The sequence below is a fragment of the Steroidobacter cummioxidans genome, from assembly GCF_003104955.1.
The window spans coordinates 1-18,677 of sequence record NZ_LSRW01000053.1 but is presented as its reverse complement, the minus strand read 5'-3'; the positions used below and the strand labels follow the sequence as shown (position 1 = coordinate 18,677).

16 protein-coding genes are annotated in these 18,677 nt (G+C 62.3%); 10 read left to right on the top strand and 6 right to left on the bottom strand.

The annotated features are described in order from the left end of the window. From D0550_RS23545 to ppk2, 4 genes are all read left to right on the top strand, one after another. Positions 1-1,673: ABC transporter permease (locus tag D0550_RS23545; protein WP_170134686.1), on the top strand; the 1,673-nt coding region annotated here is incomplete at its 5' end. 3 nt (positions 1,674-1,676) lie between these two features. Next, the gene (locus tag D0550_RS23540) at positions 1,677-2,804 is read left to right on the top strand and encodes an ABC transporter permease (protein WP_116811640.1); all 1,128 of its coding nucleotides are present in this window, start codon (positions 1,677-1,679) and stop codon (positions 2,802-2,804) included. A gap of 9 nt (positions 2,805-2,813) precedes the next feature. Next, positions 2,814-4,265, top strand: coding sequence for an efflux transporter outer membrane subunit (locus tag D0550_RS23535; protein ID WP_153067298.1), 1,452 nt, complete (start codon positions 2,814-2,816; stop codon positions 4,263-4,265). Between the two features lie 8 nt (positions 4,266-4,273). Then, positions 4,274-5,146: a polyphosphate kinase 2 gene (gene ppk2, locus D0550_RS23530; protein ID WP_116811638.1), complete on the top strand. Its 873-nt coding sequence runs from the start codon at positions 4,274-4,276 to the stop codon at positions 5,144-5,146. Here ppk2 and D0550_RS23525 read toward each other — a convergent pair. From D0550_RS23525 to D0550_RS23510, 4 genes are all read right to left on the bottom strand, one after another. Continuing rightward, positions 5,143-5,781, bottom strand: coding sequence for a glutathione S-transferase family protein (locus D0550_RS23525; RefSeq protein ID WP_116811637.1), 639 nt, complete (start codon positions 5,779-5,781; stop codon positions 5,143-5,145). The genes ppk2 and D0550_RS23525 overlap by 4 nt on opposite strands. A gap of 21 nt (positions 5,782-5,802) precedes the next feature. Next, positions 5,803-7,089 carry a hypothetical protein gene (locus tag D0550_RS23520; protein ID WP_116811636.1) on the bottom strand — a complete coding sequence of 429 codons (1,287 nt, stop codon included), beginning with the start codon at positions 7,087-7,089 and terminating at the stop codon, positions 5,803-5,805. Further along, positions 7,076-8,374 carry an MFS transporter gene (locus tag D0550_RS23515; RefSeq protein WP_206606492.1) on the bottom strand — a complete coding sequence of 433 codons (1,299 nt, stop codon included), beginning with the start codon at positions 8,372-8,374 and terminating at the stop codon, positions 7,076-7,078. Before D0550_RS23515 ends, D0550_RS23520 begins: the two co-directional genes overlap by 14 nt. Positions 8,375-8,460: 86 nt before the next feature. After that, positions 8,461-10,842, bottom strand: coding sequence for a TonB-dependent receptor (locus D0550_RS23510; protein WP_116811635.1), 2,382 nt, complete (start codon positions 10,840-10,842; stop codon positions 8,461-8,463). Between the two features lie 366 nt (positions 10,843-11,208). On the opposite strand from D0550_RS23510, the gene D0550_RS23505 reads away from it, so the two are divergent. From D0550_RS23505 to D0550_RS23480, 6 genes are all read left to right on the top strand, one after another. Beyond that, positions 11,209-11,937, top strand: coding sequence for a GntR family transcriptional regulator (locus D0550_RS23505; protein WP_161965999.1), 729 nt, complete (start codon positions 11,209-11,211; stop codon positions 11,935-11,937). Further along, complete coding sequence (locus D0550_RS23500) at positions 11,906-12,370, top strand: hypothetical protein (RefSeq protein WP_153067297.1); 465 nt, start codon at positions 11,906-11,908, stop codon at positions 12,368-12,370. Before D0550_RS23505 ends, D0550_RS23500 begins: the two co-directional genes overlap by 32 nt. Positions 12,371-12,481: 111 nt before the next feature. Next, positions 12,482-12,778 (top strand): serine hydrolase, encoded by a 297-nt coding sequence (locus D0550_RS23495; protein ID WP_153067296.1) that lies wholly within the window; start codon positions 12,482-12,484, stop codon positions 12,776-12,778. A gap of 121 nt (positions 12,779-12,899) precedes the next feature. Next, on the top strand, positions 12,900-13,103 hold the full coding sequence (locus tag D0550_RS23490) for a hypothetical protein (protein WP_116811631.1): 204 nt from the start codon (positions 12,900-12,902) through the stop codon (positions 13,101-13,103). 30 nt (positions 13,104-13,133) lie between these two features. Further along, positions 13,134-14,798, top strand: coding sequence for a carboxylesterase/lipase family protein (locus D0550_RS23485; RefSeq protein WP_206606491.1), 1,665 nt, complete (start codon positions 13,134-13,136; stop codon positions 14,796-14,798). Then, positions 14,795-16,381, top strand: a complete 1,587-nt coding sequence (locus D0550_RS23480) for an AMP-binding protein (RefSeq protein WP_116811643.1) — start codon at positions 14,795-14,797, stop codon at positions 16,379-16,381. The genes D0550_RS23485 and D0550_RS23480 overlap by 4 nt, the downstream gene beginning before the upstream one ends. A 13-nt stretch (positions 16,382-16,394) precedes the next feature. Here the strand turns inward: D0550_RS23480 and D0550_RS23475 are convergent, their stop codons facing one another. Continuing rightward, positions 16,395-17,804 (bottom strand): hypothetical protein, encoded by a 1,410-nt coding sequence (locus tag D0550_RS23475; RefSeq protein ID WP_116811630.1) that lies wholly within the window; start codon positions 17,802-17,804, stop codon positions 16,395-16,397. 7 nt (positions 17,805-17,811) lie between these two features. Beyond that, the coding region (locus D0550_RS23470; RefSeq protein WP_116811629.1) for a DUF1552 domain-containing protein at positions 17,812-18,677 on the bottom strand (866 nt) is incomplete at its 5' end.

Genomic DNA, 18,677 nt, shown 5'->3' with positions numbered 1-18,677 from the left:
GATCTCATCAAGAGCTTCGGGCTCGAAGATGTCGCGACACGCTTGCAGAAAGTCTGCCGCTCGGCATCCGGCAACGCCTGTCGCTGGCGGTCGCCGTGATCCACGAGCCGGACATGCTTCAATTTTCTCGACGAAACCGACTTTCCGGCGTGGACCCGGTCGCCCGCGACGGCTTCTGGGAGTTGCTCATCCGGCTGTCGCGCGACAACGGTGTGACGATATTTCTGTCCACTCATTTCATGAATGAGGCGGAACGCTGCGATCGCATGTCGATGATGCATGCGGGCAAGGTGCTAGCGCAGGGGCGCCCCGCCGATCTGGTCGTGGAGCGCAAGGCAAAGAATCTGGAAGACGCTTTCATCGGCTATCTCGAAGAGGCTTCGCGCCAGGCCGCGCCGCCAGCACCGGCATCGACGCCGACTACTCCTGTCACTGCCGCTTCGATGCCAGCCCCTGCAACGGCGATGGCAACAGCTACGGCGGGTGCAATTGCGATACCCGAGGACACGCACGCGCCGGTCGGTACAGAGAGCGCGGCAGCATCACGCAAGTTCAGCCCCGGTCGTGTCTGGGCGTTCGCGCGTCGCGAGGCTGTGGAACTGTTGCATGATCGAGTGCGCCTCGCGTTTGCCGTGCTCGGCCCCATTCTCCTGATGATCGTGTTCGGCTACGGCATCTCGCTCGACGTCGAGCACCTGCCATTTGCCGTGCTCGACTTCGACGGCAGTCGCGAAAGTCGCGACTATGCCGACAGCTTCCGCGGCTCGAAATATTTCGACGAGCAGGCACCTGTCTATAACTACGATGAGCTCGATCGACGGCTGCGCAACGGCGAGTTGCGCTTCGTCGTCGAAATACCTTCGGGATTCCAGCGTGACCTGCAACGAGGTCGCCAGCCCGAGGTCAGCGTCATGATCGATGCTGCCTTGCCGTTTCGCGCCGAGACCGCGCGCAGCTATATCGAAGGGGCGCACGCACTGTACCAACAGAACTATCGCAACGATCGTGGCATGCCAGCCGCGTCGCAGCCGGTGAAACTGGAGACACGCGCCCTCTTCAATCAGGACTTCAAGAGCGTGTATGCGATGGTTCCGGGCAACATCATGCTGCTGCTCATGCTGATACCGAGCATGCTCACCGCCCTCAGCGTGGTCCGCGAGAAGGAATTGGGCTCGATTGCCAACTTCTACGCCGCGCCCGCCACCCGAACGGAGTTCCTGTTGGGCAAGCAACTGCCGTACTTCGGAGTGGCGCTGATCCAGTTCGTCACGCTGGTCTTGCTGGCAGTGCTGCTGTTTCAAGTGCCGATCAAAGGAAGTCTCGCCACGCTGTTCGTGGGAGGCATTGTCTACGTGCTGGCAAGCACCGGATTCGGGCTGCTGCTGTCGGTATTTGCCAGCACCCAGACCGCGGCGATTTTCGCCGCGGCCATCATCGCCATCCTGCCGGCGGTGCAGTTCTCGGGAATGTTCGTGCCGGTCTCGTCGCTGACCGGCGGCGCATGGCTGGCGGCGAAGATCTTTCCAAGCACCTACTTTCAAGCGATCAGCGTCGGCACTTTTACGAAGGGACTCGGCCTGACTTCGCTGTGGCCGAGTCTGGTGGCCTTGACCGTGATTGCGCTGGTTTACTTCTTCCTGTCCGTGGTCCTGCTGAAGAAACAGGAAAACTAGCGCATGAACAATCTCCGACACATCGCGCAGCTGGGAGTGAAGGAGTTGCTGAGCCTGTTCCGCGACCCGGTCATGCTGTTCCTGATCGCCTACTCCTTCACGTTCTCCGTCTACACGCCCGCCAAGAGCGCGGTGATGGACGTAATCAACGCCTCGATCGCGGTCGTGGACGAAGACGATTCAACCGCCTCACGGCGGATTCGCGACGCGTTGTTGCCGCCGCTGTTTCTGCCTCCCGCGCAGCTGAACTTCAGCGACGTGAATCGCGCCATGAACAAGGGCGAGTACACCTTCGTCATCGACCTGCCGCACAAACTCCAGTCGGATCTGAGGAAAGGCGCCACGCCGACCGTCGAGGTGGTCGCCGATGCGACGGCCATGAGTCAGGCGGGTCGCGGCCCCGAGTACATCCGCAAAATCATCAATCAGGAAGTCCAGCCGTTCTGGGCCGGTAGCAACAACCCCGACAATCGCGATCTGGTGCGTCTCAATACGCGCGCCCGTTTCAATCCCAACATGCAGCAGGGCTGGTTCGTCGCGATCAATCAGATCATCAACAACATTTCCGTGCTCGCCATCTTCCTGACTGGCGCCGCCGTGCTGCGCGAACGCGAGCACGGCACGCTCGAGCATCTGCTGGTGATGCCGCTGCAGCCCTATGAGCTGATGTTCGCCAAGATCTGGGCCAACGGACTGGTGGTCGTAGTGGCCGCGATGGCTTCGCTATTCCTGGTGGTGAAGGGCCTGCTCGGCGTGCCCGTGGCCGGCTCCATCGCGCTGTTCGCCATCGGCCTGTTCGTCTATCTGTTCTCCGTCACCGCGCTCGGCATCATGCTGGCCACGCTGGTGCGCTCGATGCCGCAGTTCGGACTGCTGGCCTTCCCTGTGTTCATCGTGATGAGCCTGCTCTCGGGTGGCCAGACGCCGCTCGACAGCATGCCCCTGGTGTTGCAGAAGATCATGCAGTTCGTCCCGTCGACGCACTTCGTGGCCTTTTCCCAAGCCGTGCTGTTCAGGGACGCCGATCTCAGCATGGTGTGGCCGGAGCTGTTGAAAATGTTCCTGATCGGCACCGCGTACACGATCTTCACGCTATCGCGCTTCCGCAAGATGCTTGCGGCAATTCAATAGAGGTGGGCCGTGAACAGGCATAGCTATCTCCGCTGGTCGGCGCCCCTCCCGCCAGTCGCCTTGCTGATCTACCTGTTCATGGCGGGCTGTGCTGCGGTGGGACCCAATTACAAGCGACCGGACGTGACTACGGACGCGCAGTTTCGCTCGCAGGTCGGGCCCACGGAGGCGAACTCGCTTGCCGATCTGCCCTGGTGGAAAGTCTTCGACGACAAAGCGCTGCAGGATCTGATCACGCAAGCGCTGACCGACAACTACGATCTCGAAGCCGCACTGGCCCGTATCGCACAAGCTCGTGCGCTCGTGACCGTTGCGCGCGCGGACCTTTACCCGCAATTCGGTTATGAGGCAAGCGCGGTCCGCGAGAAATCGTTCTTCCCCTTCGAGTTCGGCGGCCGCAGCGGGAATATCACATACAACTCGTTCGAGCTCGCCCTCAACTCGACGTGGGAGCTCGACCTGTGGGGACGCATCCGCCGCACCGAGGAGTCGGCGCGCGCGCAACTGTTCGCGCAGCAGGATATCCGTCGCGGCGTGATGCTGACGCTGGTAAGCGATGTCGCCACGAGCTACTTCCGTTTGATCGAGCTAGATCGCCAGCTCGGTATCGCGACGGAGAGCGCCGACGTCTATAAGCGAACACTCGCTCTGTTCTCGCAACGCTTTGACGCGGGCCGCGACAGCCGCCTGGCCGTGGTGCGCGCGCAGGCCGCGTACGATTCGAGCCGCGTCAACATTGCCCAGCTCAATCGCGCGATCGCCCAGCAGGAAAATGCGATCAGCGTGCTGCTCGGAACTCAGCCTCGTGCCATCGCGCGAGGCGCCGTGCTCACTCAGCAGAGGACACCCAAGACTCCGCTCGGCCAGACGACGGAGATCATCAATCGACGGCCGGACATCCTGCAGGCCGAGCACACCATGATGGCCGCGAACGCGGAGGTGGGTGTCGCGGTCGCCAACTTCTATCCCCGCATCGGACTGTCCGCATTGTTCGGCGGTCAGGCGCCGCACATCGAAGACGTCTTCGACCGCAACTTCAACATCTGGCAAATCGGCGGCGGCCTGGCCGGCCCGATCTTCCAGGGCGGACGGCTGCGAGCAAACTACGACGCAAACAAGGCCTTCTGGGATGAATCCATCGCCCAATACAAAAAGACGATCGTGGGCGCGTTCCGGGAGATCTCCGATGCACTCATCGCTCAGCAGACCCTGGAGGCGCAGCGTGCCGCGCTGGAGAGTCAAGTCAGAGCGCTGCGCGACAGCGTCGATCTGGCAACGACGCGTTACACCGTCGGGCGCGCGAGTTACTTCGAAGTGCTACAGGCGCAACAGGAGCTGTTTCCGTCCGAACAGGCCCTGGCGCAAACACAACGCGACCAGCTGCTGGCCGTGGTCAATCTCTACAAGGCGCTCGGCGGCGGCTGGAACCTGGACGACGCCGCCTGGCCGCAGCCAAAGTGAGGGCAATCATGCGTGAACAGTCCCATACCGAAGCGCGCTCGTCGACCGCCCGTCACGTCGCCAGAAGACATGACAAGCTCTCGCGCGCTGCCGCGACCAAGAGCGACAAGCTCAGCAGAAAGGAGTTCGAGACTGCGCTCGAAAAGCTCCAGGGCGAGCTCGTCAAAGTGCAGCTGTGGGCCCAACATACCGGAGCACGAGTCATCGTCGTCTTCGAAGGGCGCGATGCCGCCGGCAAGGGCGGCGTCATCAAGCGCATCATGGAACGAGTCAGTCCGCGAGTCTTTCGCCTGGTGGCGCTCCCCGCTCCCACGGAGCGCGAGCAATCTCAGCTCTACATCCAGCGATACGTCAGACACTTTCCCGCCGCGGGCGAGATCGTCGTCTTCGATCGCAGCTGGTACAACCGTGCGGGCGTGGAACGCGTCATGAAGTTTTGCTCGGAAGAGGACGTACGACGCTTTCTCCTGATCTGCCCGATGTGGGAGCGCGCGGCAGTCGAGTCCGGCATTCTGCTCGTCAAGTACTGGTTCGAGATCAGCCAGGACGTGCAGACCGAACGTTTCGAATCGCGCATCAACGATCCACGCAAGATCTGGAAGTTGAGTCCGATGGATCTCGAGTCACACCGCCGCTGGTACGACTACTCGCGCGCCCGGGACGACATGCTGAAAGCAACGGATACCCCCCACGCGCCGTGGTACATCGTCGATGCGGACGACAAGCGCCGGGCCCGACTCAACTGCATTGCTCATCTGCTCAGCCGGATCCCTTACGAGGACGTGCCGCACGCGAAGGTCAAGTTACCGAAACGACAGAAGGCGAAGGGATACAAGGAACCCAAGGGTGACCTTCACAAGCGGGTTCCGGAGGTTTACTAGGCGATCGGACCCGCGTGATCGGATCCCTGCGCAGCTTTGGCAGCGACGAATCCGGGTCGGGTAATGAGGCGATCCCAATAGGCCGAGATATCCGGACTGAATTTGTGTTCCAGATTCAAAGTCCGCGCAAGCAGGAGTGCGTAGCCGACACACAGATCGGCCATCGTGAAGCGTCCGGCGCACAGCCATTCGCGGTCTCGCAGCGCTCGGGTCAGGTGACGTAGACGCGAGAGGAACCATTGCGTGTAATCGCCCGCAGCCTGCTGGAGCCGACGCTCTTCGGGCTCCAACTGGGAGTATCGCAGCACGATCGTCAGCGGAAAGGTCAGCGTTGCCTCGCCACGATGAAGCCAGTCGAGCCAGAGCCCATAGTCAGGCTCATCCACGCCGACGGCCAGCGGCGTAGGCCCGTAGCGTGTCGCGAGATACTGCAAAATCGCGCCGGATTCGGTCATGCGAACCTCGCCGTCGACCAGCAGTGGAATCGTGCCGAGCGGGTTCTGCTCGATATAGTCGGGCCGATGGATGCGAGGGGGGAACGGCAGGACGTGCAAGCGATACGTCAGCCCCAGTTCTTCCAGGGCCCACAGCGCGCGAAACGAGCGTGCATCGACGCAGTGATAGAGTTCGATCATCTAGAGCAAGCCCGCCGCGTTTTAGATCAACCTTTCAATCAAGTTCTGAAAAGCGGCCGCGGTCGACGCAACGCTGGCTGCGGATACGCACCGCGCGTCATCTTCGGCGACATGGTGGTAGCGATGAATGCCGAACACGCCCGCGGCCGGAGCATAGCCTGCCGCGATGATCTCGGTAAGCTCGCCGGCCGACAGCTCGTCGCTCGAATAGGGTGCCTCCAGTCCGATATGACCGGCAAACACCTCGCGAGCGAGCGGAACTAGCGAAGGACTGAGGGACAGATATCGCTGCGTGTCCACGCTGGGCAGCGCCCGCCACTGACCGAGACCTTCATGCCAGTCGCGCGCGGCGACGTTCGCTCCCAAATGCAGCCAGAAATGGGTGTCGGCGGGCTTGGGCGTGAACGTCTTGAGCGCCTCCGCAGCGCCGAGATATTCGTATTCATGGCCGGTGTTGCAAACGAAGGCGAGGTTGTGAGTTTGCAGCGTCCGACTCGCCCAGCGTGCCAGCCACAGCCATGCAGCGACTCCGGGCCCTCGCTCTCCGGCACAGACGTACCAGCCCGATCGCGGCGTCGAGACGACGAGCCAGCGCGGCTTGCCGCGATCGATGCGACCGACAAAGTTGAACGCCGGACGTCGCCCGCCATTGCCGCGAACAATCATCGTCGCCGGTGCCCGGCGCATCGCCGCGTTGAGGAAAGGCGCGGCGTGCTCTGGCGCAAGCAGCGCGACCGGTCCGCCAAACATCGGAGCGCGACCATCGGCGTTCAGCGCGATGACCTTGCCAGTCGGACCATTGGTGATGACAACCGCCGCCTTCGCCCCCGCACTAAACGCTGCGGTGATCGGCTCCCGAATCAACTTAGCGAGCGCCGAAGACCAGCGCCCAAACGGCAGGTCGACCAATGCGATCGCGCCGTCGAGCGAAGCCTCGGCCCGCCCCGCCGGATCGATGCGCACCAGTGGGCCGGTGATTCCATCAGCTCCGGTCTGGACGACAATGGGCTGTGGCCAAAGCGACGCCTTGGCATCGCCGCACACTAATTCGCTGCGCGTTGGTTCAAAGAACGGTGTCGCGAATTCCTGCCGCTCGACCTTGAAACCCAAGCCCTCGACCTCCGCGGCGAGCCAGTTTCCGCAGGCGTTATCCCCTGCTCCGCCCGCCTGCTTGTTGCCGAAGCCGATATATTTATCGAGATCGGCAGCGACTTTGGCTTGCAGGTCGACGGGCAGCTTGGCCATCGCCACAGTCACTGGCAGTGCGGCGCTTGCCACGAGAAAGGTCCGCCTGCTAGTGCGCGCCATGGTGTCTCCTTCCGAGCAACAGAATGCTGACCAACGATACCGCGCACATCGCGCAGAGATAGATCGCGATCGGCCCGCTCGACTGGTAGCGAGCGAACAGCGCCGTCGCAATGATCGGTGCAAAACCGCCGCCGACCACCGAGCCGATCTGGTATCCCAGCGACGCGCCCGAATAGCGCACGTCCTTGGGAAACAGTTCGGCAAACAACGCCGCCTGCGGACCATACATCATGCTGACGAAGATGAGTGCGACCGTGATCGCCAGGGTGACTGCGAATGGCGATCCGGACTCGATCAGCGGGAAGACAGCGAAAGCCCAGAACCCCGACAGGATCGCGCCGAGCAGGAAGATGCCCCGCCGCCCGAATCGATCCGACAAGGCACCGCACAGGATGAGCGCGGGAATCATCGCCACGCTTCCGGCCATGACAGCGAAGAGCAACACCTCGCGCGAAAGTCCGACCGTAGCGGTGCCGTACGCAACCACGTAGGTGATCGCAATGTAGAAGCAGACGTTGTTCGCGACGAACGCGCCGCCAGCAAGCAACACTTCACGCAGATGTCCGCGCAGCACCGTCAACAAAGGAGAAGGTCTTGCAGCCGGCACCTTCTCTGTCACGGACGATGTCGTCTCTGCGTCCGGCTCGGCGACGTTCCAGTGAATGTACAGGCCGATGAAGATGAGGCCGACACTGATCAGGAAGCCGATCCGCCAGCCCCAGGCCAGGAAGCCGGGCGGATCGATCAGTGCACTGGCGACCAGAAAGACAGCGTTCGCTAGCACTACGCCCAGTGGCACACCGATCTGCACGAAACTGCTGTAAAACCCTTGCCGATTCGGCGGGGCGCTTTCGATCGCCATTAGCGCCGCCCCACCCCATTGCCCACCGACAGCGAGTCCCTGCACGAAGCGCAATATCACCAGCAGCAGCGGCGCCAGGCTCCCCACCGTCGCATAGCTGGGCAACAACCCGATCAATGTCGTCGACGCTCCCATCATCATCATGGCGAGCACCAGCGCGCGCTTGCGTCCGTGCAGATCGCCGAAATGCCCGAACAGCATTCCCCCGATCGGCCGCGCGATGAAGCCCACCGCGAAGGTGCTGAACGCCGCGATCTGCGCGACGAACTCTGGCAGCTCCGGCGGGAAAAACAGTTTCGGGAAAACCAGCGCCGCCGCGGTCCCGTAGATGAAGAAGTCGTACCACTCGACCGCTGCGCCTGCGGACGCCATCGCGACGACTTTGATTCTCGACTTACCGGTGGCCGGTTGCTGCGTGGTCAAGATCGTTTCTTTCTCTAAAGGGCAGGAACGTTCGCTTAGCTTCGGTCGAGAATCAACCGAAGCCGGCGGCGAGGCGTCGCGTGGACTCACCAGTTATAGGTGACACTCAGGCCGACAGTGCGCGGCTTGTTATAGCGCGAGGAAAGCGGATAGCCCGCCTGGAAGAACTTGAGCACTTCCACCTCCTGGTCGGTGAAGTTACGCACAAACGCGGCGACCTGCACGTTGTCGAAGTTGACGCCCGCTCGCGCACCGAAGATATCGAAGTCTTCGAGCGGAATGAACGGCGTCGCCACCGTCACAGTATCCTGCCCACCACCGCGCTGGCCGGAGTAACTGACGTTGATGAAGCCGTTGACGTTCTGCGTGATCGGCTGCCGATAGTCGATCATCGCGGAGTACGTCCAATCGGGAATCTGCGCGACCGGCGTTCCCTGGATCGGCAGTCCCGTCGCGCTGGTAGGCACCTTCTCGAACTCCGCCTTCTGCGTGGCCGCGCTCAGGTTGGTCGACAGCAGGCCCGCGCCGATACGGAAACGCGAGTCCACCGAGGCTTCGATGCCGTGCGCTTCGATGGTGCCGCCATTGACGGTGAAGAACTGCCCGCCGACGCCACAGGCATTGGTCACGGTGCAGCCATCGTTGATGCTCGTGATCGCATCGGTGGTGCGCGAGAGATAGCCGGACAGGCGGACGAAGACATTCGACGTGATGTTGGTCTTCACGCCGGCCTCATAGCCGATCGTGTTCTCGTTGTCGTAGGTGGCGACGAACGGATTCGGCGCGGCGGCGTTGAACGTGCCGTTGTTGACGCCGCCAGCGCGGTAGCCGGTGCCGACCTTGGCGTAGACCAATGTGTTCGTGGCGCTGGGCACCTTGTAGCTGGCCGTAAACGTATAGGCAGGCTCGCTTGCGTTGAACGTATAGGTCGTGGGGACCTTGGTATAAATGTCGGTGTAGAGCGCGGTGATGCCCTGAGTCGCCCTCTTCGAGTCGTTCGCAAACCGCCCCTCGCCGACCAGCGTGAAATCTCCGATCGCATACTGCAGCGATGCGTAGCCCGCGTACGAAGAAATGCGCTGCTTGGTGCGGGCGTCGGTGCCATAGATCAGCGGGAACGGCGTCGGACAGTTGATCGACGTGGGCAGCGGCCGCACGCAGACCGGCTCGATTGGCGTGCCGCTGCAGAAACTCCCGGCCAGCGTGAATGGGCAAGGCGAAGACGCGACCAGCAGCTGATAATCGTCGCGCTGGAACAGCCCCTCCGCGCCGACGATCCATGACAGGCTGCCATCCGACGTTTTGCCGGTGAAGTGCAGGTCCTGATAGAGCGTGCGGTCCCGCACGTCGGTCATGACCTGGCCATAGGGCCAGATACCGATCTGGCCCTGCTGACGCATCTCGATCGCCGTCGCTACATCGATCGCCGCGGCATATTGCTGTCTCGAGGTCCAGTCCGTGGCCATCGTGGTCGACTCGATCGTCCAATTGTCGTTCAGCTCATAGGTTGCCATCAGCATCGTGCGCTTGACCTTCTGCTGCATCCCATCCCGTCCGGTATGCGGCAGGATGAAACGCGATTGCTGATAGCCACGCGGAATCTGCGCGTTCACACCGCCGCCCGGCACCAGCAGACTGTTCACGAAGGTCGGCAACTCCAGGTCCTGCCCATCGACCAGCAGAGTCACATCCAGCGGGCCGGATCGGTAACGAATCTGGCCGCGTGCGGTAAAGCCGTTGCTGCTGTCGTAGTACTTGTCGTGATTGGGGTCGTAGTAGAAGCCGCCGGTCTGGTTGTAATGCTCCGCGCCGACACGCACCGCGACCTCATCGCTGAGGACTTGATTCATGACGCCCGCAAGGCGGTTCTGGTCGAGATCGAAGGTCCACATGTTGCGGACATAGCCGCTGTTCTGGAACTTCGGCTTGGCCAGGATGATGTTGACCACGCCGAACTCAGAGTTGCGCCCGTAGAGCGCTCCCTGCGGACCCTCGAACACTTCGACGCGCTCCAGATCGAAATAATCGAGCGTTTTGAAGTTGCGTCCGCCGAGCGTACTGCTGCCGGCATAGGCGCCATTAACAAACAAACCGACGCCCGAATCGGCGCCCGTGGCACGCTGAGTGCCCGAGCCGCGGATCGAAACCTCGGCCAGGTTCTCGCTCGCGACATCGTTGAAGCGCACGCCGGGTACCGTGCTGAGCAGATCACCGCTGCCGGCGATAGGACCTTTGGCTTCGAGCTGCTCCGCGGTCACCGCCGAAATCGTGCCCGGCACGTCGCGAATATCTTCCTCGCGCCGGCGGGCTGTGACGACGACGACATCGATCTCTCGCAACTCGACATTGGTGTTGCCGGACGACGGCTCGTTTTCCGATCTGCGCGAATCGCCGCTCGTGGTCTGAGCGAGCACTGGCGTTGCGACGGCGAGTGCCAAGGTTGTGGTCAGGGCACGAAAGCTGAGCATGGTTCCCCCTCACGGCGCCTGTTCTTGCTGTTGGTAAGGTCTCGTCTGCCGATTGAGCGCCAATATCGACAGAGTTGTACGACAATCCTTGATCGATACTCGCTTCGAAAGATCGACAATGTCAAGCGGATTGTACGACAATGCTGATTGTGACTATATTGTCACTCTGAACCAGCGCGTTGTTCTCGGCAGACGAGAACGATAGGAACGTAAGCGCAGGAGTGGTAAGCACTCGCTCCGACCGCAACGATTCCGTGAGAGGCAACCTTGAGCGAAAACAACGAATCCATGCCCCCGCACTCGGGGATCAGCCCGATCGAACGGGATGAATCCATGGACACCCACCGGGATGGATCCAGGGAATCCATGGACACCCACCCGACGGGTGTAAGCCTGATCGAAGGTCAGAACCGTACATCTGAGCCCCCTGCGGCGACCGCGGACGATCTCGCGCACGCGCTCCGGCATAGGATTCAGAAGAGCGAGCTCGCGCCTGGCGAATGGCTCCGTGAAGCAAGGCTGTGCAACGAGTTTGGCGTCGGGCGCTCGACTGTTCGCCGCGCGCTTCGCACGCTGGCCGACGATGGCCTGATCGAACTCGAAGAAAATCGCGGCGCGCGCGTCCTGGCGGCAACGGCCGAGGAAGTGTTCGATCTCTACGAGGTCCGCGCGGCGCTCTACGGCCTCGCTGCTCGCTTCGCGTGTCTGCGTGCGTCCGACGCGGCGATTCGTCACATGCTCGTCAACATCGATCGCTTGCTGAGTGACGCCGAGAGCGGCGCACCGGCCGAGCAGATCATCGAGGTCAGCGAGGCGATCTTCAGCGCGATGGCCGAATCCGCGAGTCGCGATGCGCAGAAGATGATCGAGTCGGTCCGCCGCAAGACGCGCTTCCACTTCTCCTATGTCGCACTCGCGCTCACTGCGAACGGCCCCGGACCCTATGAGCATTGGCGCCGCGTTCGCGCCGCCCTCCTCACGCGCGATGCCGCCGCGGCAAGCGAGGCCGCGCGCGACATTCTCTACTTCATGCAAGGCGAAGTCGCGCGGATCATGCTCGCGCATGGCCGCCGGGCAGCTAACAACCGGGGCTGAAGATGGCTGTCCAATCTCCTCCCGTGGCTGTCCAATCCCCTCCCGGCTGAAGATGGCTGTCCAATCCCATCTAAAGATGGCTGTCCAATCCCATCTCAAGGCAATGCTCATGGCCATGGCCATTGCCGGCGTTGCGATCGTTCCATTCGCGCCGGTATCGCCGGTTTCGGCCGCGTCGAGCGAGCAATCGGCGGCGCTGACCAATCTGCTCGACTATCTGCGCAATCAAAACAGCACCGGCTTCCTCGTCGTCCAGGATGGCAAGGTGCTGATCGAGAAAAACTGGCCGGCCCCCGAAGGCGATCGACAGTTCTCGATGTTTCGTCTACGGCAAAGAAACAAAAACAAAGGCGCGCTTGCTCGAAAGACGTGGCCTCGCAGCAGAAGAGTTTCGTCGCGGTGCTGGTCGCCATTGCGATCGACAAAGGACTGATCGACATCGAGAAGCCCGTTCGACGCGTTATTCTTCGGCGCGGGCTTGGTTCCAAAGGCGACGCCCGAAACAGGAAAACAAAAAATTTCCGCGTTCATCGACGTGCTGACGATGAGCTCGGGCCTCAACGACAAGTTTCGGTTTACGAGGCGCCCGGCGGGCACGGTCTTCCATTACAACACTCCCGTCTATGCGGTGACCAAGCGCATCCTCGCGGCCGCCGCGAATCAGCCGCTCGACACGATCACGCGCGAGTGGCTGACCGCTCCGGCGGGAATGAACGAGACCGCCTGGCGCAAGCGCCCCGCTGCGTTGGCATCGGTCGGCAACGACACCGGACTCGTCACCACGCCACGCGACACCGCGCTGTTTTGGGTTTTGATGGTGCTGAACGGCGGCGTTTGCTAACGACGGCAAAGCGCATTCGTTTTTCCGAAAAAACAAAATTCTCAAAAAGCGATGTTTCACGCCATCGGCCACCAATCCTGCGTACGGCCAACTGTGGTGGCTGAACGGCAGCGCTTACACAGTGCGCGCGCTGATCGGACGCAAAGAAGGTCCGTTGATCCCTGCTGCTCCCGCCGACACAGTCGCCGCGTTCGGGTTGTTCGAGCGCCGTCTCTATGTCGTGCCCAGTCGCAAATTGATCGTAGTGCGCACCGGCGCGGCCGCGGGCGACAAAGACGACTTCGACCAGCAATTCTGGCTGCGCCTGACGAAGGCGATCGACTGATCGCCTGCTGAATAGGACAAGGGGGAACTCATGGAAATCGCGCACCGCATGGCGGCGCTCGGCTTGGCGGCCTTGAGCGCGACAGCCGCGTCTGCCCCGACTGCAACAAGTACCCACCCCGTCGTGCATGCACCCGCGGGTCCTGTTCGAGGCACGCTGGCCGACGGTCAACATATCTTCAAGGGCATCCCCTATGCACTGCCGCCGATCGGCGAGCGGCGCTGGCAGCAACCCGCATCGATGCCCGAATGGCGCGAGGTTCGGGACGCCACTCGTTTCGGTCCTGCCTGCCAGCAACCTTCGGCGCCGCCCGGCAGCATCTATGCCGAGACCTATCCGGCAATGAGTGAAGACTGTCTATCGCTCAACATCTGGGCGCCGGCCGAAGCGAAGAATGCACCCGTGTTCGTGTGGATACACGGCGGCAATCTGATCCGCGGCTCGTCACAGCAAGAGATGTTCGACGGCGCCACTCTCGCCAGGCGCGGTATCGTCGTGGTCTCGATCAACTATCGCCTCGGCGTGTTCGGCTACTTCGCTCATCGCGAACTGAGCGCCGAGTCGCCCGAAGGCGTGTCCGGCAACTACGGCTTGCTCGATCAGATCGCCGCCCTGCACTGGGTGAAAAGAAACATCGCCGCGTTCGGCGGCGACGCTGCGAATGTCACGATCGCCGGCGAATCCGCGGGCGGGCTCGCTATCCTGCACTTGCTGGCCGCGCCGCGTGCGCACGGTCTGTACGCAAAGGCCATCGTCCAGAGCGCCTCGCTGATGAACATTCCCGCGTTGAAACAGGCGCAATTCGGCCTGCCGTCGGGCGAGGCCTTAGGCGACCACTTCGTCCAAGCATCGGGGGCCAAAAACATCGCCGAACTGCGCGCACTCGATTCCTCCAGCGTCACTACGCTTGCGCAACGAACGCGTTTCGCGGCGACCGCCGTGGTCGATGGACGCGTGCTGACGCGCCAGTTGATCGAGACGTTCGATCTCGGCGAGCAAGCACGCGTGCCGCTCATGACTGGCTTCACCAGCGGCGAGATCCGCACGATGCGCTCGATCCTGAATCCGCCACCGCCTCACGGCTCGCAATACGAAGCCTCGAAATATGAGGCGACGATTCGCACGAACTACGGCGAGCTCGCGGACGCGTTCTTGAAACATTATCCAGCGACGGATATCGAGGAGAGCATCCTGGCCGCGGCGCGCGACGGGTTCTTCGGCTGGACATCGCAGCGACTGGTCCGCAATCAAGCCGCGCTCGGTCTGCCCGCCTATCTCTACTATTTCGACCACGGCTATCCCGCCGCCGACGACGCCCGCATGCACGCTTTCCACGCCGCCGAAGTGCCTTACATGTTCGGCACGATCGATCGCACCACGGCGTTGTGGCCCAAGATTCCGGACACCAGCGTCGAACGCGATCTCTCGGCTGCAATGGTCGACTACTGGGCGTCCTTCGCCCGAACCGGCGCGCCGAGCGCACGCAATCAACCTGACTGGCCCTCTCATAATAAAGGAGCCGCATACATGATCTTTGCGGGCAAGCCGCAAGTCGCGGCGAACCTCATGCCGGGGCAGTATGAACTGCACGAAGAGGTGGTCTGCCGTCGCCGCGCGGCGGGAACCATTCCCTGGAACTGGAACGTCGGCGTAACCTCGCCTGCTCTTCCGCCCGCTCAGGAGACGTGCCGGTGATCGACGGCAGCATACAAACGTTTCCGCTGACGCTGAACTGCATTCTCGACCACGCGGCGAAGTGGCATCCCGAAGTGGAAGTGGTCACCGCCGGCGAAGGCGACGCGAACCGTCGCGTCAGCTATGCGTTGCTCCGTGAACGCGCGCGAAAGGTCTCTCGGGTGTTGCGCGATTTCGGTGTCGTCCTCGGGTCACGCGTCGCGACGCTCGCATGGAACACTCAGACACATGTCGAGACCTGGTACGCGATCATGGGCATGGGCGCGGTGTGCCACACGCTCAACCCGCGTCTCACAGCGACTCAGCTCGCCTGGATGCTCGGCCAGTCGGACGCGAAGATCCTGATCGTCAGCGCCGATCTGCTGCCGCTGGCGATCAAGGTCGCCGCGGACGCGTCGCGGCTCGAGCGCATCCTGGTGATCGATGGAAGTCCGGGCGGTGAGAATGCCGGCACCGCCGAACTGCTGGCACTCGAACCGTTGATCGAACGCGCCATCGCCGACTTCGAATGGGGCGGCTTCGACGAGTGCTCGCCCAGCGGCCTGTGCTTCACTTCGGGATCGACCGGCGCGCCCAAAGGCGTCACCTACACTCACCGCTCCAGCTTTCTGCACACCCTGCGCTTGCTCCAGGCCGATGTGCTGGGATTGAAGAGCATCGACACGGTGCTCCCGGTCGTGCCGATGTTTCATGCGAATGCCTGGGGACTGCCCTTCGCAGTGCCGGCCACGGGCGGCAAGCTCGTCTTGCCTGGGCGCCACGCTGATGGCGCCAGCCTCGCGCGGTTGATCGCCGCAGAGGAAGTAACAATCGCGGTCGGCGTGCCCACGGTCTGGCTCGGGTTGTGCGAGCATCTGGAAGCAACCGGCAGCCAACTCCCCTCGCTCAAACGGATCATCGTCGGCGGCTCACCGATGCCACCTGCGTTGATGGAACGCATCGAGAAACGACTGGGTGTTCCAGTGCAAACCAGCTGGGGGATGACCGAGCTTTCGCCGGTCGGCACGTTCGGAGTAATGAGCGATACCGTACGTAACGCGGCACTGTCCGGGCGCCCCGCCCTTGGCGTCGACTTGATGCTCGCCGATGCGAATGGCGATCCACTCGAGGAACAGCGCGAGCAGGAGGGACGACTACACGTTCGCGGGGCTGCAGTCATCGAACGCTATTTTGGTCAAGAGAACTCCGCCATCACCGCCGCGGGTTGGTTCGATACTGGCGACCTCGCTCGGATCGACACCCAAGGCAATTTGATGATTACCGGGCGCGCCAAAGACCTCATCAAGTCCGGCGGCGAATGGATCAATCCGGCGGAGATCGAAGCGGTCGTCGGCGCGCTACCGCAAGTTTCGCTCGCCGCCGTGATCGGCCGCAGCGATCACAAATGGGGCGAGCGACCGATCCTGCTGGTCGAGATGCGTGAGGACCACGACATTTCCGATCAAGACCTGCTCGCATCGCTGCGTGGCCGCGTCGCCTCCTGGTGGATTCCCGACGCCGTGGTGCGCGTGCCGAGCATGCCGCTGGCATCCACCGGGAAGATCGACAAGATCCGCCTGCGCGCCACCTTCGGTGGCGCTTGAGAGCTGGCTGCAATCACGGAATCGCGATAGACCACCACAACCCTGCGCCGCCATCCATCGGAGTGCCCACGTCGACGACGTAGTTTGGATCGTCGGAGACCACGATGTCGTAGCTGTCGTGACCGTTCATATCGCCCGGCTTCAGGTCGCCGGCGTAAGTCCACAGTGCATAGCCCTGATAGACCCACTGCTTCCTGCCATCGGCTCGCGCGGCGATGTCCCAGAATCCCGAAGGCTGGGCATTGTCAGCGGCGAGGAAAGGCTTCCATTGCTTCTGACATTCCTCATCGCAGCGCGCATTCGTTCCAAGATCTCGACCCACCGCAGGTCGCGCCGGCTGCCCCCGACGCAGACTATGACCGCCGCCTGACTGCAAGATGTAACCGTCGCGGCGATACAAAGTGAGTCCCTCTGCAGTCGCCAGCACGCGCCCCTGCCCGGCCGTTGCTTGAATGCTGACGACTGGCGGCATGTAGTAGCGCGCGACCGCCGCCACATCCAACTGCTTTTCGACGCCCAGCCCATTCCCATAGCCCGGCGCCAGATCGCCAGTGAATGTATATAACGGCCGGCCACGGAACGCCCATTGATGAGTGCCGTCATTGCGTTGAACGATAGAGAAGTCGCCCACGGAATCCGCCAATTGCGGCGCGCTGAGAACTTCCCAGCGCCTGCACGCATCCGTTGTGCAGCTCTCAATTTCCCGGGCGCGATTCGGATCCGCAGCGTAGACAGTGTGACTGCGACGATCCACCAGCACGAACGCCGCTGCATCGGGGAGTTCCTTCACCGCCAGCCCTGCGGGCAACTGCAGATCTGCAAAAGGATACGCGAGGGCGGGTTTCCAGCCTTCAGGCATCGAATCGGCTTTGGCCTTGTCGCCTCTGACACCGCCGCGATAACCGCCCCCCACCATCACGCCCGCGCCGTTGCGTCTCAGCGCGCCAAGATTGGCGGGACTCTCACCTGCCAGACTCCCGGGATCCACATCCTTCACGTACGTGTACAGCGCTTTGCCTTGCAGGGCCCATTGCTTTTGTCCGTTCCCGAGGTCGATCAACGACCACTCGCCCGAAGGCACCGCGCCTGCTTGCGCTTTGAACGCCACGAAACTCTTCGCGCATTCGTCGCTGCAGGTCGCCTTCCCCACGGGATCTTTGTCCCACGTGTAGAGCGTCATGCCGCGCGTGTCCGTATACGCGATTTGATCTCGGGCAATAGCGGACGCCGTGCTCTTGCCCAAGTCATAGCCTTGCGCTTTCCCTAGCGGCTGCATCGTCACGCCCAGGGGCGTCATCACCGGCACCGATTGAGCCTGCGAGACATCTGCACCGGCCGACGCTCTGGAAAGAAACGAATAACCAGCGCCTGCTGCAACCGCCGCGATGCCCACGCCGACGCACACCATCGTCACTGTCTTCATGGGAGCCTCACGCAATGATGTCAGTCAACGGCTTGGCGGTTTCGTTCGACAGCCTGCCCCAGGAGTTGAGCGGCACGCCCATGACCTGCTGCACCGTCAGGCCTACGCGTGTGCTCGGGTCGCCGGTGGCAACCACATGCAGGCCGGTCCTCAACCGGCCGTTGCCGCTGCCCACGGTGAGAATCGGCAGATCATCCATCGTATGCGTGCGGGCATAGCCATGATCTGTCTGCCACAGCACCAGGGTGCGATCGAGCACCGAGCCCGGGCCCTCCTTGTAACGATCCAAGGTGGTGAGGAACTCGGCGAACGTGCGCGTCGCAAAATCGATGAACCAGGTCACGTCCTTCTGGTAACCGAGTTTCGGATCGATGGGCTCCTCGTGCGTCAAACTATGCCAGTCGCGCACACCGCCGGGCGTACGCAACCCCTGTGTGCCGAAGTTCATATTGAACACTCGCGTCTGACCGCACGCGATGGCATGCGCCAGCAGTCCGGCGAACAGCTTGTTGTTTCGTTCCACGGCGGCGACATTGCGCCCGGGATCCGCCTGCTCGATTTTGTCCGGAATGCGGCAAGCGGCCATCGGCGCGGGCTTCTGCAGTTCCATGTCGAGCTGTTGCTCGATCTGGCGCAGCGATGTGAAGTATTCGTCGAGACGAGCGCGATCGGCCGCACCGACCCGGCTCATCACGCCTTTGCGCTCCTCGCTGATCGCGGACAGCACGCTTCGACGCGCCATCACCTGCGGATCGGGCGTGAACTCGGCACTGTTCGGATCGTTGAACTCGGGTCCAAGATGCGTGTGTACAGGGCCGCCGACGGCTCGGAAGGATTGATCGCACCGCCCTTGCGACGACTCAAGCTCTGCCG

Coding starts and splice junctions, on each gene's coding strand:
- D0550_RS23540 (WP_116811640.1), top strand. CDS start 1,677: ATGAACAATCTCCGACACATCGCGCAGCTGGGAGTGAAGGAGTTGCTG.
- ppk2 (WP_116811638.1), top strand. CDS start 4,274: ATGCGTGAACAGTCCCATACCGAAGCGCGCTCGTCGACCGCCCGTCAC.
- D0550_RS23525 (WP_116811637.1), bottom strand. CDS start 5,781: ATGATCGAACTCTATCACTGCGTCGATGCACGCTCGTTTCGCGCGCTG.
- D0550_RS23520 (WP_116811636.1), bottom strand. CDS start 7,089: ATGGCGCGCACTAGCAGGCGGACCTTTCTCGTGGCAAGCGCCGCACTG.
- D0550_RS23510 (WP_116811635.1), bottom strand. CDS start 10,842: ATGCTCAGCTTTCGTGCCCTGACCACAACCTTGGCACTCGCCGTCGCA.
- D0550_RS23505 (WP_161965999.1), top strand. CDS start 11,209: ATGGACACCCACCCGACGGGTGTAAGCCTGATCGAAGGTCAGAACCGT.
- D0550_RS23500 (WP_153067297.1), top strand. CDS start 11,906: ATGGCCGCCGGGCAGCTAACAACCGGGGCTGAAGATGGCTGTCCAATC.
- D0550_RS23495 (WP_153067296.1), top strand. CDS start 12,482: ATGAGCTCGGGCCTCAACGACAAGTTTCGGTTTACGAGGCGCCCGGCG.
- D0550_RS23485 (WP_206606491.1), top strand. CDS start 13,134: ATGGAAATCGCGCACCGCATGGCGGCGCTCGGCTTGGCGGCCTTGAGC.
- D0550_RS23475 (WP_116811630.1), bottom strand. CDS start 17,804: ATGAAGACAGTGACGATGGTGTGCGTCGGCGTGGGCATCGCGGCGGTT.